16 protein-coding genes are annotated in these 16,494 nt (G+C 61.0%); 8 read left to right on the forward strand and 8 right to left on the reverse strand.

The genetic code is table 11. From position 1 onward, the window contains the following. Positions 1 to 32 precede the first annotated feature (32 nt). Both CJ028_RS08525 and CJ028_RS08530 read left to right on the forward strand, forming a co-directional pair. Positions 33 to 2,750, forward strand: coding sequence for an HAD-IC family P-type ATPase (locus tag CJ028_RS08525; RefSeq protein WP_105034824.1), 2,718 nt, complete (start codon positions 33 to 35; stop codon positions 2,748 to 2,750). A 514-nt stretch (positions 2,751 to 3,264) separates the two neighbouring features. Continuing rightward, the gene (locus CJ028_RS08530; RefSeq protein ID WP_105034825.1) at positions 3,265 to 3,675 is read left to right on the forward strand and encodes a hypothetical protein; all 411 of its coding nucleotides are present in this window, start codon (positions 3,265 to 3,267) and stop codon (positions 3,673 to 3,675) included. A gap of 159 nt (positions 3,676 to 3,834) precedes the next feature. Here the strand turns inward: CJ028_RS08530 and CJ028_RS08535 are convergent, their stop codons facing one another. The 3 genes from CJ028_RS08535 to CJ028_RS08545 all read right to left on the reverse strand — a co-directional run bounded on the left by CJ028_RS08535 (position 3,835) and on the right by CJ028_RS08545 (position 7,047). Next, complete coding sequence (locus CJ028_RS08535; protein ID WP_105034826.1) at positions 3,835 to 4,875, reverse strand: hemolysin family protein; 1,041 nt, start codon at positions 4,873 to 4,875, stop codon at positions 3,835 to 3,837. After that, positions 4,868 to 6,235 (reverse strand): hemolysin family protein, encoded by a 1,368-nt coding sequence (locus CJ028_RS08540; RefSeq protein ID WP_105034875.1) that lies wholly within the window; start codon positions 6,233 to 6,235, stop codon positions 4,868 to 4,870. Before CJ028_RS08540 ends, CJ028_RS08535 begins: the two co-directional genes overlap by 8 nt. A gap of 191 nt (positions 6,236 to 6,426) precedes the next feature. Continuing rightward, positions 6,427 to 7,047: a hypothetical protein gene (locus tag CJ028_RS08545; RefSeq protein ID WP_129590435.1), complete on the reverse strand. Its 621-nt coding sequence runs from the start codon at positions 7,045 to 7,047 to the stop codon at positions 6,427 to 6,429. Between the two features lie 287 nt (positions 7,048 to 7,334). On the opposite strand from CJ028_RS08545, the gene CJ028_RS08550 reads away from it, so the two are divergent. Next, complete coding sequence (locus tag CJ028_RS08550; RefSeq protein ID WP_105034828.1) at positions 7,335 to 7,928, forward strand: DUF4232 domain-containing protein; 594 nt, start codon at positions 7,335 to 7,337, stop codon at positions 7,926 to 7,928. A gap of 360 nt (positions 7,929 to 8,288) precedes the next feature. After that, positions 8,289 to 9,425, forward strand: a complete 1,137-nt coding sequence (locus CJ028_RS08555; protein ID WP_240607160.1) for an LCP family protein — start codon at positions 8,289 to 8,291, stop codon at positions 9,423 to 9,425. A gap of 200 nt (positions 9,426 to 9,625) precedes the next feature. On the opposite strand, the gene CJ028_RS08560 is transcribed toward CJ028_RS08555, so the two are convergent. From CJ028_RS08560 to CJ028_RS08570, 3 genes are all read right to left on the reverse strand, one after another. Further along, complete coding sequence (locus CJ028_RS08560) at positions 9,626 to 10,342, reverse strand: hypothetical protein (RefSeq protein ID WP_105034830.1); 717 nt, start codon at positions 10,340 to 10,342, stop codon at positions 9,626 to 9,628. A gap of 286 nt (positions 10,343 to 10,628) precedes the next feature. Then, positions 10,629 to 11,288, reverse strand: a complete 660-nt coding sequence (locus CJ028_RS08565) for a GNAT family N-acetyltransferase (protein WP_105034831.1) — start codon at positions 11,286 to 11,288, stop codon at positions 10,629 to 10,631. A 179-nt stretch (positions 11,289 to 11,467) separates the two neighbouring features. Beyond that, positions 11,468 to 12,268: a CPBP family intramembrane glutamic endopeptidase gene (locus CJ028_RS08570; protein ID WP_105034832.1), complete on the reverse strand. Its 801-nt coding sequence runs from the start codon at positions 12,266 to 12,268 to the stop codon at positions 11,468 to 11,470. Positions 12,269 to 12,711: 443 nt separating this feature from the next. On the opposite strand from CJ028_RS08570, the gene CJ028_RS08575 reads away from it, so the two are divergent. The 3 genes from CJ028_RS08575 (at position 12,712) to CJ028_RS08585 (ending at position 14,569) form a co-directional block, all read left to right on the forward strand. Next, positions 12,712 to 13,353, forward strand: a complete 642-nt coding sequence (locus CJ028_RS08575; RefSeq protein ID WP_105034833.1) for a hypothetical protein — start codon at positions 12,712 to 12,714, stop codon at positions 13,351 to 13,353. Then, entirely contained in the window at positions 13,350 to 14,012 is a 663-nt protein-coding gene (locus CJ028_RS08580; protein WP_105034834.1) for an RNA polymerase sigma factor, read from the forward strand. Before CJ028_RS08575 ends, CJ028_RS08580 begins: the two co-directional genes overlap by 4 nt. A 128-nt stretch (positions 14,013 to 14,140) precedes the next feature. Then, complete coding sequence (locus CJ028_RS08585; RefSeq protein WP_105034835.1) at positions 14,141 to 14,569, forward strand: GNAT family N-acetyltransferase; 429 nt, start codon at positions 14,141 to 14,143, stop codon at positions 14,567 to 14,569. 39 nt (positions 14,570 to 14,608) lie between these two features. Here CJ028_RS08585 and CJ028_RS08590 read toward each other — a convergent pair whose 3' ends face one another. Both CJ028_RS08590 and CJ028_RS08595 read right to left on the reverse strand, forming a co-directional pair. Continuing rightward, positions 14,609 to 14,992 carry a PASTA domain-containing protein gene (locus CJ028_RS08590; protein WP_105034836.1) on the reverse strand — a complete coding sequence of 128 codons (384 nt, stop codon included), beginning with the start codon at positions 14,990 to 14,992 and terminating at the stop codon, positions 14,609 to 14,611. 95 nt (positions 14,993 to 15,087) lie between these two features. After that, on the reverse strand, positions 15,088 to 15,858 hold the full coding sequence (locus tag CJ028_RS08595) for an alpha/beta fold hydrolase (RefSeq protein ID WP_105034837.1): 771 nt from the start codon (positions 15,856 to 15,858) through the stop codon (positions 15,088 to 15,090). A 51-nt stretch (positions 15,859 to 15,909) separates the two neighbouring features. Here CJ028_RS08595 and CJ028_RS08600 point away from each other — a divergent pair, with 51 nt between their 5' ends. Further along, the gene (locus CJ028_RS08600; RefSeq protein WP_105034838.1) at positions 15,910 to 16,485 is read left to right on the forward strand and encodes a TetR/AcrR family transcriptional regulator; all 576 of its coding nucleotides are present in this window, start codon (positions 15,910 to 15,912) and stop codon (positions 16,483 to 16,485) included. The last annotated feature ends 9 nt before the right edge of the window (positions 16,486 to 16,494 follow it).

Genomic DNA, 16,494 nt, shown 5'->3' on the forward strand with positions numbered 1-16,494 from the left:
TCGACGCGAGGCCCTGACGAGACGGGGCTTTCATGAGCGGTACATCCCAGACGGAGGCGCTCGTACGGGCGCATGACTTTTATGCGCGCCCGGCAGAGAAAGTGCTCGCGGATCTCGAATCGAATCCGCAGGGCTTGAGCATTAGCTCGGCAGAGAAGCGGCTGGCCGTCTATGGTCCGAATCGGCTGGCGGTCCCGCGTCCGAAGAACCCGGTGGTGCGGTTTCTGGCTCACTTTAACGACGTGCTCATTTACGTGTTGCTGGCCGCTGCCGTGCTGAAGTCGATCTTTGGTGATTGGATCGATGCCGCGGTTATTTTTGCCGTGGCTGTGATCAATGCGGTGATTGGTTTCTTGCAGGAGGGCCGGGCCGAAAAAGCGTTAGACGGTATCCGCCGGATGCTGTCCCTGCACGCGTTTGTTCGCCGCGATGGTGTGTGGGCTGACGTTGATGCGGAAGCGCTCGTGCCCGGCGATATTGTGCGGGTTAAATCCGGGGACAAGGTGCCGGCCGATGTGCGATTGATCGAGGCCACTACTCTACGCGTTGAGGAGTCTGCACTTACGGGCGAGTCGGTTCCTACTGAAAAAAACACCAGCCCGGTCCCGGCTGATTCGGGACTTGGTGACCGGCATAGCATGCTCTTCTCGGGCACGATCGTTACCACCGGTCGCGGCGTCGGCGTCGTCACCGGCACCGGTGTCGACACGGAGATCGGCCGTATCCAGTCCATGCTCACCGGGGTGCAGAGCCTCGCTACGCCACTGACTCGGCAGTTGGACTCGTTCGGCAAAAAGATAACCCTGCTCATTCTGGGCGTAGCCGCCATCATGCTCGTGATCGGGCGTCTGCTGCACGATCAAAATGCCAATGATCTGCTATCGGCAGCAATTGGGTTCGCGGTCGCGGCTATTCCCGAGGGCCTGCCGGCTCTTGTCACTATTACCTTGGCCCTCGGCGTACAGCAGATGGCCAAACGTCGAGCCATCGTGCGCAAACTCACCGCGGTCGAGACGCTCGGCTCGGTCACCACCGTCTGCTCCGACAAGACCGGCACGCTCACTCGCAACGAGATGACGGTGCGAAGCGCCGTCACCCGAACCGCCCAATACCACGTCACCGGCATCGGTTACGAACCCGTTGGCACAGTCAGCGTCGATGACGAACCCGTCACGCTCGATACCCGCCCCGACCTGACCGCGCTCGTCACGGTCATGGCCCTGTGCAACGATGCCCGCGTTACCGACGAGGACGGCCACTGGCGCGTCGTCGGTGAACCGACCGAGGGCGCGCTGCGAACTCTCGCCCTCAAGACCAACTTGAATGCCGCCAACTGGAAACGAATGGCGGTCATACCGTTTGAGTCCGACAACAAATTCATGGCCACACTCGATAAAGACCCCGACGGGAAAGTGCAGATTCTTCTCAAGGGTGCCCCGGGAGAAGTACTCGAGCGCAGTAGTCTGCAGCTCGGCGCGGACGGCAGCCCAGAACCGATCGATGCGGCTTTCTGGGATACGTGTGTCGATGATCTCAGCGCGCAAGGCCTACGCGTACTTGCCGCCGCACGCGGCGTCGCGACCGACGGGATGGTCGATTTGAATATTGAAGATATTGGCAACGGAATGCTGTTTCTTGGTGTGGTCGGCATTGTCGATCCGCCCCGACCTGAGGCGGTCAAGGCGATCGCGACCATGCATGCTGCTGGTATTCGGGTAAAGATGATCACTGGCGACCATGCGGGCACCGCGCGCGCAATCAGCCGCGAAATGGGCATCACACACGACGCGAACGCGCGGGTGATTACCGGCGCCGAACTGCAAGCGATGAGCCAGGACCAGCTCATTCGGATCGTGCGCGAGGTCGACGTGTTTGCCCGCACCAGTCCCGAACACAAGCTACGCATCGTCAAGGCTTTGCAAGCCCACAAGGAGGTCGTCGCGATGACGGGTGACGGCGTCAACGACGCCCCCGCGCTCACCCGTTCCGACGTCGGGGTCGCAATGGGGATCAAGGGAACGGAGGCCACGAAAGAAGCCGCTGACATCGTTCTCGCCGACGACAACTTCGCTACCATCGAGCGCGCCGTTAAAGAAGGACGCCGCATCCGCGACAACCTGCAGAAGTCGATCGTCTTTTTATTGCCCACCACAGCAGCACAATCATTGGTCATCCTCGTCGCCGTGCTCTTCGGATTTACCTTGCCTCTTCAGCCAGCGCAAATCCTCTGGGTCAACTTGATCACTGCCATCACCCTCTCGCTCGCCCTCGCCTATGAACCCGCCGAGCCCGGCATAATGCTGCGCCAACCCCGCAAACCCGGCGGATCCCTCATCGGCCACGCCTACCTAGGCCGCATCCTCTGGGTCGCTGTGCTCATCAGCGGTGCCACCATCGCAGTTTTCTTCCTGGAACTATCTGTCGGGTCACCTCTGGCGCAAGCACAAACCACCGCGGTAACCATGCTCACTCTCAGCCAAGTCGCTTTTCTTTTCAACTCACGGTTTTTGCAGGCATCAAGCCTGAAGGTAGCCGTGTTACGCGGTAACCCGGCGATCTGGATCTCAACGGGCGCGCTTCTCCTACTGCAACTCGTATTCGTGTATACCCCCTTCATGAACCTCTGGTTCCGCTCCGCACCAATCGGGGCACGCGAGTGGGGGTACACCCTCGGCCTATCTGCTGCGATATTCCTGTTCGTCGAACTCGGCAAGGCGATCGAACGGGTGCAGGCACGACGACAAAAGTGACCGTGCCCACACACCGGCAGTGTCGGTACCGTACGTGTCAGGGCGAATGCTGGATGCGGTGTGAAAGTATCGCCGCGACCTTATGTGTGGCCGCTTGGCGGCGTCCGGAATGGCGAGGGCCCACTGCATTAGCGGTGGGCCCTCGCTCGTAGACTATCCGACGCCCCTGATAACGCCATCTCAAAAGCGGGTCAAACGGATTACACCCGGGGAATGAGCCTGGGCCGATTGCAGGCTAGGAGCGAGCCGAGCGCGGACCTGGGTGGTTGAGCGTTCCTGACGAGTTCGTTGATAGCCGCGGAAAAGCCCCGGTTTCGCTGCCCAGGAAAACGTGGTGAGAACAGCTGGAGTAGGAATTACGCCTCCGGGGCAGAACCGACAGACTGGACGTATGACGACGACTGCCGATCGACAGCACCGAGTCATTCACGCCGCTCAGGTGCCGCGCTGAGTGCGCTGCACTGCTCACGTCGTTCCGCTCTGCGTGCTGCCTTCCGGACTTTGGCGTCTTGCAATGAGTATTGGCATTCCCGTTGGCTTCAGCGATGCCGTGCTGCGCGAGGACTACGATTTGCCTGGCTGGGGTGCCGTGTACACGATTGGCCTCGCTGTGGTGCTTGAAGGTCTCGCTCTCCTCAGCCTCGGCCTCGTCTACCCCTGGGGAGAGGTCGTCCCGCAGTGGATTCCCCTCATCGGTGGGAAGTTCGTCCCTCGCATGGCGGCGGTCATTCCGGCCGGAATCGGCGCCGCTCTGATCACCATGATTGCCTTCAGCCAGCTCTTAATGTGGGACAAAGTCGACAGCAACAGCCTTCCTCTGATGGGGCCGTCCTACGCCCCGGTCCTCGCCTGGGGGCCGCTTCTCGCCGTGGTCACCGTCGCCTACTTCATTCGGCGCGGCAAGGCCGCACCCGCACTCTCCTAGCAGATGGACGGGTCCGCAGTGGAACCCTGCACGTCGAACAAGCCCAGCGCAGTCTGTTTTAGCCGCCCTGGCCAAGATGCGGTGTGACGTGGAATAGGAGCCGGTTCCTGAGCTCGCGTCTTGCCGGTGCACGGATCCGCTCCCGCTGTTCATGCGCGGCTACACGGTGGTGGCGTCTTCAATTTCTCCGATGAGTTCTTCGATGATGTCCTCGAGGAACAAGACTCCGGTGGCGACACCGTCCGCGTCGAAGGACGTGGCGACGTGCGCTCCCCGGCGACGCATGGCTGCCAGAGCATCCTCCAGCTCGCTGTCCCGAAAGACCGTAGCCAAGCGACGGATGCGTTTGGCGGGCACGGGCCGGGTGAACGCATCCCCATCGGTGAGGTCCATCACGTCCTTGAGGTGCAGGTACCCCGTGGGATGCCCGTCCACGTCGGTGAGGATATAGCGGGAGTATCCGTGCTGGGCGACGGCCCGTTGGATGTCGGACGGAGACGCCAATGCGGGAAGGTGAACCATGGACGAGATGGGTACCTCCACATCGGAGATGCGTTTCGAGGTGAACTCGAAGGCAGCCGAGAGGGTCCCCGAGGCATCCTGCAGTACGCCTTCACGCGTGGACTGCTCCACGATGCCGGCTACCTCGTCGAGGGTGAACGCGCTGGTCGCCTCATTTTTCGGCTCCACCTTGAACAGGCGTAGTACCCCGTTCGCCAACCAGTTCAAACTGCCAATCACCGGACGGAAGATGCGGGCGACGAGCACCAGCGGCGGCGCCAGGATGAGCGCAGCCCGGTCGGGAACGGAGAAGGAAATGTTCTTGGGAACCATTTCGCCGAACACCACGTGGAGGAAGGTCACGAGGGCAAGCGCGACGCCAAAAGCGATCACGCTAATCGCGGCGTCGGAGAGTCCGGTCACGGCGAGTGGGTACTCCAACAGACCGTGGATGGCCGGCTCGGAAACGTTCAGGATCAGCAGCGAGCACACGGTGATGCCGAGTTGGCTGGTTGCCAGCATCAGAGTCGCGTGTTCCATCGCCCACAGGGTGGTCTTCGCGGCCTTGCTACCGCGTTCAGCGAGAGGCTCGATCTGCGACCGACGGGCCGAGATCACGGCGAACTCGGCACCCACGAAAAACGCGTTGACAATCAACAGCACGACGAGCCAGATCAGGCCCGGCCAGTACTCACTCATGGATTAGGTCCTTCTCAATTTGGTCGACGATTCGGTCGTGTCTGGTGGCCAGACTCGGATCATGTTCCGGGTCAGACGGGGTGTAGCGCACGCGTTGAACCTGCACGCCATCCACCCGGTCGATCCGCAGGACCCCTCCGTCGACGGGGACTTCGTCTCCCACCTCCGGAATCCGGTCGAGCTGATCGGCGATGAACCCGGCGACGGTTTCGTAGTCGCCGTCGTCGGGAACGGTGACACCGGCGCGGTCGAGTAGTTCGTCCGGCCGCCAGCTGGCGTCGAACACAACGGACCGCCCCGAGCGGATGACGCCGGCCTTCGCGCGATCGTGCTCGTCTTCCAGCTCGCCCACGAGTTCTTCGACGAGGTCCTCCAGCGTGACGATGCCAGCCGTTCCGCCGTATTCGTCAGCGACGACTGCAATTTGGAAGCCGTGCTTACGCAGCAGCGCTAGGAGCGTGTCCACGGCCATCGACTCGGGCACGCGCAGCGCGTCCACCTTGAGATCGTCGGCAGTGGTCTGACCACGGCGGTCAAGCTCGACCGCGAAGGCCTGCTTCACGTGAAGCACGCCGACGATGTCGTCGGAGTTCTTATCGATGACGGGAAAACGCGAGTAGCCGGTAGCGGTGGACAGCCGCACGATGCTCTCGGCCGTGTCAGCGACCTGGACGGAGGCCATCCGCACCCGAGGGGTCATGACGTCGGCGACCGTGTGATCGGCGAACCGGAGCGTGCGGTGCAGCATCGCCGCGTGATCGGTGTCAAGTACGCCCTCCAGCGCTGACCGCCGCACCAGAAAGCTGAGTTCTTCCGCGGTGCGTGCGCCCGATAGTTCCTCTTTGGGCTCGATGCCCACCAGACGGATCAGCGCGTTGGCGGTGTTGTTGAAAAGCAAGATGATGGGCTTGAACACCGCGGTGAACAGTGCTTGCGGGGGCACGACGATCTTGGCCGTGGCCAATGGTACGGACAATGCGAAGTTCTTCGGCACGAGTTCGCCGATCACCATGGAGAACAGTGTCGCCAGCGAGATCGCGATGATGGAGCCAAGCACGGGGATCAGGCCGTCGGGTACGCCGGCGCCCGCCAGCGGCTCGGTCAGCAGAGATCTGATGGCGGGCTCGAACGTGAACCCGGTCAGCAGCGTTGTCAGAGTGATGCCCAGCTGCGCGCTTGACAAATGCGTCGACGTGATCTTCAGCGCCTTGATGGTCGGTCCGAGGCGTTTTTCGCCGCGATCTCGACGGGCCTCGAGATCGTTGCGGTTCAACGTGACCAGGGAGAACTCGGCCGCGACGAAGATACCCGTGCCCACGGTCAGGAGCAGGCCTACCCCCACCATCGCCCACTCAAACAGCATGTGGCCCCCTCAGATTCGGGAACGTTGTGCGGAGATGCGATGAAAGGGGCGAGGGTTTATCAGGATCCATTATTCACTCAGAGTACCGGAGGCATTCGGCCCAGGCTGAGAAAGACCCCGCAGCCGCCGCCCTGACGGCCCCTTACACCCACCGGGCTCACAACGCCCGTAAGCGGAATCCTTGGCGCTCAGCCGTTGATCGGCACAACCGTTCCGCTGACTTCCACCGTAATTGGGACATCCGGTCGATGCAACGCTTGCGCGAACGCAGTGCCGAGTTGCTCAAGGGTGCGCCCAGCGGGAAGTTCGACGATTCCGATCGTGATCCCGGAGGCGTCCGGTGCGGGGCTGCCCATCGCTACGTGCACGCCTGGCACCAGCCCGGGGATGGTCACTGCCCTCTGGGTGAGCTCGTTCAACTCTGCCGGTCGAAACACGGCTGGCTGGATGACCACCGTCAGCTTCTCTGGGGCCGCGGCGACCAGCTCCTCCAGCCGGGCACTGGGCGTACCGTACCAAATGATAGTGATGGTGCTTCGGTCCTTCGAGATCGACGGGGAACCAAAATTCGCGTCCCCCGTCAGCTCGCCCTGGAGCCGATCGAGCCATTGCATCGTCTCCAGATCGACTGGCGGCAAGGCCAACTCCTCCCGCAACTGGTCCTTGATCACCAGAGAATCGTCCAGCGGCAGAATCTCCGCCTCGACTGGCGGCCCACCCGGCAGTGGAACAGCTGCCGCGCAGCCACTCAACGCGACCACCGCGCACAGCCCTATCCCGGCCAGCACGAGCCTGCGACGACGTGTCACGGCGTCTCGTAGCATTGCTCCTCCTAAGCACTGGTCATCCTCACCCTAGTAAAGACGCATGCACGGCAGATAACGATCGAAGATCCCGACCTATCGGTGCAGCAGAGGAACCTCTTGCGAGGAAGCAGGAATTCGGCCCCGGTTGGGCCCTCTGATGCTGGAGCCGTCTGAGACACGCGGTTGGCGAGGGTTGCCGGACCGGCTCGCACGCCAGCCCGTTGAGAGTGTCGAAGACCCCGAGGACGCGGCGAAAACTTCGCTCCATCGACGCCAAAAGGCTTAAGAACATGAACCTCCCGTTCCACACGACCGCTATTGTTTTGACTCTTCCGCTGCTGTTTTCCATGCTCAGCGGGTGTTCTGCCATCACCGAACCGACCACGGTCGTTCCTTCCATTTCGAGCTCTGAACCAACTACGACGGCGACTGAATCCCCAGCCGCTTGCGCCGATCTATTCGGCATTTCAGTTCTGGAATCGGACTATGACCCGGCCGTTCCTCAAGTGAGCTGGCTTGCTTTCACGAATGAAGGAGATTCTCCTTGCGAGTTGACGGGGTTCCCGGAGATCACGCTCAACTCCGATGACACCGCAGGGGTTGCAACGTTGTCCGAGGCTGACGCATTTGACCGCGCGACCGATTCCGTTGCTGTTCCTGCGGGGGGAAACGCCTACATCTGGACGTGGGTTACAACAGCTGATCTCCTGCAAGACTCCTGTGCCCTGCCGACGGCGGTGCAAGGACTCAACGTAACTTTGCCAGGAGCAACCAAATCACTGACCGTGGACAGGACCTTCACAATCTGTCTCGGTTCCCCCTCCGGTGACATACAGGTTGGACCGGTTGATTCGGAACCACGCACAGCGTCCAAAGGGTATTAGGACGCGAATCTCAGCCCCTGCGACCTCAAGAAAGACCCACTGACGGACTGAGTTCCAGACCAGCCCATGGAGGATTCCCTGGCCAGCATGGCGCCCAGCAACTCCAGTCTCGCTAACGAGAGCCACGTCCGTGCGCCACAGCCGTCGCCGCGGAAAGGGTAACCTCGGGAGGGCCCAGCGCGACGTCGAGGGGCATGATCGGTCTAACGCAAAGAGATGGTTCGGGCACAGACCGGGCGCAATGAACGGGGATTTTTGGTTGACGCGAGCAGGCGAAGCAAACGGATCGTCGGGATCGCACGTCATGGGCGATTAAAGCGCTCGAATCCGTACGCCACCGCCCTCAAACTGTTGACGGCCATGCTGACCGTTGCCGTGGTCAGCACCTCAGCCGTGGCTGCTGTTGCAGTGTGGAGCTTCAGCAAGACCGTCGACGACAACGCCATCGACATCACCGGCGGCGACACGGCAGCGCCCGTGCCACAGCTCGAAAGCTACGAAAACGGCTTCAACATTCTTTTGGTCGGCATCGACAACGATGCAACGCAAAGCGCGGCGTACGGCGAACGCGACGGAACCTTGAACGATGTGAACATTCTCGTGCACGTGTCCGCAGACCACAACAACGCGGTCGTCGTAAGCATCCCCCGCGACCTCATCGTGCCGCACCCCGAGTGCACCGACGCCACGAGCGGAGCCGAGTTTTCGGCTATGGCCGCACGCCCCGTCAATGAGGCCATGTCGCGTGGCGGGCTCCCGTGCGTGGTCAAAACCGTGTCCGAATTGACGGGACTCACCATCCCGTATGCCGGACTCATATCGTTCAACGGAGTCGTGCAAATGAGCGACGCCGTCGGCGGCGTGCCCATCTGCCTGAATGCGGCCATCAACGACCCCGCCGCGGGCCTGGACCTGCCCGCAGGAACGAGCATCGTCGCCGGCGACACCGCGCTGGCGTTCCTGCGCAGCCGGATGGGCGTCGGCGACCGCAGCGACCTGGCACGAATTTCCTCACAACAGATCTACATGGCCTCACTCATGCGCACGGTTCAGGGCAACGGAACACTCACGAACATCCCTACCCTGATCAACCTCGCCAACGCGGCGGCCATCAACATTAAGCTCTCGACGTCCCTCGCCAATATCGACACCATGGTATCCATGGCCCTGGCCCTCCAAGACATCGACCTGGATCGGTTATTGTTCGTGCAGTATCCCGGCACGACCGGCGACTCCCGCTTCCCCGGCAAGGTCGTTCCCCTGGAAGCGGTGGCCGCCGAAATGTTCACCAAACTCGCCACCGATGAACCCTTCACTCTCCCGGGAACAACGCCAACACCGGCACCAACACCGGATACACCGGTGCCGGTCGAAACGTCAACGCCGGCGCCGACCGAAAGCGTCGTCCCCGCCCCGCAGCCGACCGTTCAAGCGTTGGACGGACTCACCGGTCAAACAGCGCAGGATGACTCGTGTGCCCAAGCCTTCACCGGGTGACAGCAATCACACCGCGCTATAAAACGGACGAAATAGACATAGGTATTTCCGGCCCGCCACGAACAATACGTTGTGCTCCAACTATGACGTCCCGCAACCTCTACGGGACACCGTTCACTTGATAGCTGAACACGCTCTGTTGCGCGTGATTGGCGGTTTCATAGACGGAACCGGCCGCTGATCAGCTCGTGTCGCCTTGGCTAGTTTGTGGATCGTGTCCAGGGGCTCACGCTTTCCAGCTGGACGTTGACGACGCTGGGGCCAGCGAGGAGAGTACCAACAGCCGTGAAGTCTTCCTGCGGGAGGATGCTGTCGGTCGGATCGACGCCATTGAACTGTCGAACGTTGACCCGCCCCGAGTTTAAGGACGAGAAAACGACCGGTTGCTCAGCGCCCGCATACAGATAGGCGTCGTAGCCGCCGGTCTCCGGCAGTGCAGGAAGTGCTGAAATGGGCGATACGGTGATGGACCAGTCACCCGCGCCAGGCCCGACGGTGATCCAGCCTGCCGGGCCAACGGAGGAGTCAAGACCATAGGCAACGCTGGCGGAATCGCCTTGATAATCTGCCATGCCAGCCTCGTGGTACGTGCCGTCTTCACCATAAACCTGCGCGCCGGACTGCTCATTGGCCCAGTGGCCGGGTGCCCATGTGATTGTGTAGAAGCCAGATTTAGCGTCGTCGGGAAAGACAATTTCATCAGCGCCGCTGCCGGTGACGGTGAAGGCCTTGAACGTTCCGAATGTCTTGTCCGCCCACGTCTGAGCGGATTCCTGTGCAGTGGGTTCGTCCGTCTGGGCGGGAGTCGAAGAAGCCGACGCTGATAAATCAGGTGCGACAGGTTGCTGTGCTTGGCAGCCTGACAAAACTACAGCCGTTGCGGTCGCTGCGGCCAATACGAATGTCACATGTTTCATAGAATCCCCTTGATGTTAATCGCCCTCTCCGCGTTGAGATGACGTCGTCGGACTGCGTCTTGGCGACCCACTGTTTCAGGTTGAGTTTTGCACTGCCCCAGCTCGATGGACAATTCGACAGTTGCGGTCGCGTGTGCGAGGTCTACGCGTGGGCCGTGGCTCGGACGCAGGCTCTTCAACTTACGCCGTGACTTTAGGCTGCGGTCCGAACGACAGAGAGGCCCGCAGGGGAACGTCTACCGGGCCCCTGTACGCGCGGCGCCTTTTCATCGTGTGATTCGTGCGGTTAAACCGATTCGAGCCCAAGGAACTCACGCAGCTGAGGCACGCCCGTGACGCGCAACTCCTGATCAGATCTGTTGAGCGTTTCTGTAGTCAATGTCAGTTGTTGGCTCAAAGCCATCTCACCTTCGCGCCGCCGGCGACGAACCACTCCATTCTTTTGGTAGCCGACTTTTCTTGACACAGCAAGCGAGGCTGGGTTGTCGGTGAACGCTGCGGACGTGACCTCAGCTGCATCCAGATGATCGAACATAAATGCACACAACGTTTGGCGCATGAGCGTGCCGATGCCGCGTCCGTGATACTTGGCCCCGAGCCACGATCCAGTCTCGCCCGTTCTCGTCACGCGATAGTCACTGGTCGAAATCCCTTGGCAACCCACGATTTGCCCCTCGAATCGGATTGTGGATTCAAGCTGCCACGATGCTGGCGTTATGGCAGCACGTCGACCCCAGTGAAACTGCAGGAGCCTTAGTTGAACCTCGTCGGGGGTCCCCGCTGTCCAGGGAAAATCAAATGGCATCGCAGCGGCGTCGTGGATCCCTTCGTGTGCAAGCGCCACAAGAGCCGGCAAATCGGAATCTCGAACAGGAGACAGAGACAGTGACTCGCATTCGATCAGCAATCCGAACGGCGGCCAGAGCTGGTGAGGTACATGCGACATGCCCCCAGCCCTAAGTGTGTTCACGCCGACCCCGACGTCCGTTCGCAAGCGGAACCCCGTATGCGACTTGTGAGCTAATTGATATTGCGAACTTGTGAACCGTAACGCTCGACGTCGTTCGTTTTCTCGCGGGTAGCGTCACGCGTGTTGCGCGCACATCTTTCTTCCACCTGGTGAAACTAGCCCATCAGTAACGGTGGGATCAGTACGGCAACGATTGTTGCATCGGCAATGATATGGGCGAGGTAGGTCGCGAACATTCCGCCAGTTCGGGTCCGGAGGTAGCCGAGCATAACTGCCCACGACCCGGCGAGGATCACTCCCACTACCCCGCTCGGCACGCCGTGGAAATGTGCAAGCCCGAACGCAAGCGCGGTTAGGCTCACTGCCCACCGCGGAGGGAAGTACCGCAGCATCGGAGTCAGCAGAATGCCGAAAAAGATACTGTCTTCGATCGCGCCGTTCACTATCGCGAACCCGAGCGCACCCGTTACGGCAACGGGAGCTGAGACCGACTCGATGAGCTGTCTATACGTGACGGGAAGCTGACCGTCGAACACGGATTGCCAGAGTAAGAGACCAACGACGCTGACTCCTGCCACGGCGGCTACCGTGACCCACGTGATTCCATCAAGCCGGCCGATGCGCAACCAGTGTCGCCACCGCCTCAGCCGCCCTGCACGCCACGATATGACAGCGGTGATCGTGATCGCAATTGCGGGGCCGATCGGCCAGAGTCCCACCACGGGGATGAGGCCGACGACATACAGAAAGAACACCAGAACTACAGCGTCTTTTGCCTCAGGCGCATCCGCATGGCGCAGCCATAGACCCAGTGACAGCGCAACGACCGCAGCCAGCACGACGAACGGCAGCGAGCTACCGAATACCGGCTGACACGCTCCCAGCGCAAGCACCGCAACCGTCACGATGCGACCGTGCACGGCAGCATCCAGTCCAGACAGTTCGTACTTTGGCATAGACCCATGATCCCGCACAGATCCAGATCAACCGATCAAACCGGAGCGCCACAAGCCGAACCCCGAACGGGCACTCTGAGCAGGGAAACAACACCACTCAGTGGGACATGACCTGCCTTTCCGAACACGATCCCAGAACAAGTTCTCGCGGACCTTCATGACCAATCTCGACGCCACTGACAACACCTCACTCAAACGGTGTGTTGCTACGACCCCTTGAGACTGCCGAACCTGTTGCGGGACACGTTAGCGCGGAGTGGACGATGGAAGTTCGATGAACTCCTGGACGTCGTTCTGGACGTTAACCTGGCGCGCAATCCTTCCGGCATGATCGAAGGACCAGGTGGCGGGCCCTGGGGTGGGAAGAGTTTCTGAGGCTTGCGCAGACGTTGGGCGTCGTTCCGGACATGTCTCTGATGTAACCAACTTTTGAGGAGAACATCATGGGCCCAACATCTGACGATCTGGACGGCCTGCTCGACCGATCCGCTCCGTGCACCACGGTGATAACCGACAGTGTCGCTGATGAGCTGACCCAGCTTCGGGTTGCAACAAATGTCGAGACTGCGCGCGTGACCGCACGACGGCCGTGGAGGCGGCCGGTGTTCGCGGGGCTGGCGTCCGTACTGCTTCTGGGTGGCGCAGCAACGGCAACGGCCGCGGTGACCAACAGCTGGGTTCCCTGGGCACAAACCCCGGTCGCCTCGATGGCCTACACCCTGCCCAGCGGGGTGGAGTGCGAGGAGCGGATCGGGAACGTGCGCGGGCAGGACCCCGCCGCCGTCGAGGCCGTCGAGAACTTCTACCGCACAACAGACATTGAATCCTTGCTGACCAAGGAGAAGATCGCGAGCACGATCGAGTGGATTCGGCAGGACTCGAACATCGCCGTCAACGCCGACGGCTCGACCGAACCAGCCGGCTACGGAACCGTGCACTACAACGCGGATGCGGAGTACCAGCGGGCGGTGACGATGATTGTCACCGCTGCGGCCAGCGCCGAGCTCGCGAACCAGGGCATCGACGGCGCCGACAGCAACCTCAGCTCGGACGGGCAGTCCTTCTGCCCCGGAGCCAGCTGGTGAGGGCACGCAATAGCAACTCCTCTGAGCGTCTCACTGAAGCGCTGGCTGCTGCGTCGCCGGACCTGCTGCGCTACTTCCAACGTCGACTCCCGATCGACGATGCTGCCGACGGACTTGCGGAACTGATGCTCGCGGCCTGGCGACGAGTCGACTCAACACCACCCGGTGCCGAGCAGTGCCGGATGTGGTTGTTCGGAATCGCCCGCCATGTCGTAACGAACGCCGCACGGAGTGAACGACGACGGTGGAGCCTCACCGAACGATTCCGGGAAGTCCTCCGAACCTCCCCCACCGAAGGGCGACCCGCGGACGACGGGGCCGACGTGCGAGATGCGATCGGCCGACTGACTCCGGCGCAGGCCGAACTCGTCCGCCTCATCCACTGGGACGGATTTGCCATCACCGAAGCTGCCCAGATCCTGAGCATCAGCCCATCAACCGCCCGCACCCGCTACCAACGAGCCCGAGCCGATCTGAAGACCGCGCTGAGCGACTTGACACCAGAGGTCACGGGCCACCTACCCATGACTGTCGTGGCAACATCGGCGGGCGACCCCAGCTGTACAACAGCGCCATCGATTCCACACAGGACAATCCGTCCAGCGGATGTCATCCTGTCGCCATCGCAACGGATCGACATCTCGGCCTACCCCGTCTAAACGTCGGCCCCTCGAGGAAACTTCTGCGGGACGCTTTCAGCGCGCTCGCTCTAATCGCGATTGATTTGTCGGTGGATCCAGAGTGACAGGACTCGGCACGGTCTGTGTCAACACGATTAGATGGCTTGATGAATGCAAATTATCGGTTCTCATCCGACACTGCCGAGATCGACCGTGTCCAGGTGCACCGCTGGATCAGCGAGCAGTCCTACTGGGCACCCGAGCGATCACGCTCACGGCAAGACGCAGCGATCGACGGATCACGCAACTTCGGCATCTACGACAGCGTGTCCAACAGACAGGTCGCCTACGCGCGCGTCATCACCGACGGCGTCACGTTTGCCTGGCTCTGCGATGTCTTCGTCGACCCCATGGTTCGAGGCCACGGAATTGGCAAAGCCCTCATCGCGGGCATTCTCGCGGAATGCGACCCCCTGGGACTGAGGCGCATCGCCCTCTCAACCAACGATGCACACGGCCTGTATTCCAATCTCGGGTTCTCCACTTTGATCGCCCCGGAGACGTGGATGGAGCGCATCGTCAACCCCGGCCTTTAGCCGAGACACGACTATCGGCTGGTACCGTAGCGGGAACCTTCACAGGGCCGATTCGTCCGCTTCGCTGGTGCTGATCATCTCGATCGTTTCGGCTGGGGTCTCTGGGGTGGCATGGGCCTGATCGACAGAAGGAGGCGAATCCTCGAGCTTGCGCGTCATATCCTGCTCGAAATCCGAGCGCAGCCATACCTGAAGTGAGTCCCACCGATACAACATTGAACCCGGCTTTGGCTGCTGACTTTGAATGGTCGGATTGTTCGGCCACACGATCGCTCCAATTGGTGGCCCATCTGGATCGGGATTCGCCAAACTCAGACCCATGGCAGACGCTATCTCTCGTGCAGCAAGGAACGGTAGCCCGGTCACATCGGGAACGATCACGAAATCCGCGGCGCGCTTGTCACCTTCGAACCGGTCAGGCATTTTTCCTCCCTATCTGCATCCTCGTCCGGCCGCGCCACTCTCGCAAGACGGACCCGTTGCGCTTACGCCGTAGTGCGGATTCCAGTCTTGGCGATTCAGGTCCGAGCGATCAAGTCGCGGATAGCGTCGACGACAGCGCCCGGATCACGTCTCAATAGCTGCAGGTGGTTCGATGCGACAGTTCGGAACACAGTCACGTTCTGATGTGCCGCGAGCGTTGAGTCGAGGGATGCGCGCATGCGTGCTGAGTCATCCGCGTCCGATCCCGCGTTGCCGCCCGCTGCGACAATAATTTCGATCGGGGCGCCGATACGGTCAAAGGCGTCCACAAGCTGTGGGGCGCAAACGTTCAGTTCGATGACCACATCCGCATGCTGCTGAGCAGTCATGTGACCGGCCAGCCCGAACCGCGCCAGCAGAGGAAGCAACCATGCTTGTCGTCGGAAAAGCTTCCTTGTCTTTTCTCGCTCAGCCTCGTCACCCCACGCGAACGGGTAACCGCCATCTACCAGCACAAGGCCTCGATAACATCCAGGATGTGCTGCGGCCCACCTCAGGATCGTGTGGGCACCCAGCGACCAGCCGACGAGGACCGGATTATCGAGCTGCAGGCCATCGATGACCGCACCGAGGTCCCGCTCATAGGCGGCTAGGGAGTAGTCCTCTGACCGGTGGGACCGTCCCCGACCTCGCATGTCGAACGTGATTGCTCTGAGATCCGGAGTAAGCCCATCCACCACGGCCCGCCATGCTCGTTGCGTACTGAAGGCCCCATTTGCGAATACAACGGGAGGCGTCCGGTTACAAGAATCGTGCACGCTGATTTGTGTGTCGTCAACGGTCACCATAGTTTCTGTCGAAGCCATTCTTCTAAAATAGGATGCCCGTACGGTTTAGTCAAACAAAGGAACCACGCAATGCCTCGACTGAATTCAGAACAACAACATGCCCGACGCACCCATATTCTCGAAGGCGCACGTTCGGCCTTTGCCAAATGGGGTTATCACGGATGCACAGTGCGACGACTGGAAGAGGAAATTCGGCTGTCGCGCGGAGCAATATTCAATTGGTACCCGGACAAGTGGCAACTCTTCGTAGCGGTGAGCGAGGAAGATCAGCAACGCATCGCGGCGACCTTGGTCGACCCTGTGCTTCCGATCGTCGAATGGATGACCACTTTAGAGGTGCCCTACGCTCGTGCCTACGCCGAGGCCCTAGGGCTCCTCGCAAATGACCCCCAGAAGAAGAAGCAATGGGAGGCCCGCTCGCCAGGACTATTCGAACCGGTTTACGCAGCTATGGCCGAGCGCCAATCCCGTGGCGAGATTCGAAACGATATGCCTGCACGAACCATTGTCAGCTACCTTTTAGTACTTCTCGACGGGCTCACACTGCGACGGTCATTGGGCTATCCACTCACAGTCCGCGAAGCTTCATCCATGCGTGAACTCGCCGTTGATGCACTCCGGCCACGCCCCACCCGAGTTGGCTGATATGGCTTT

The sequence above is a fragment of the Cryobacterium aureum genome (assembly GCF_002954245.1).
GTDB lineage: Bacteria > Actinomycetota > Actinomycetes > Actinomycetales > Microbacteriaceae > Cryobacterium > Cryobacterium aureum.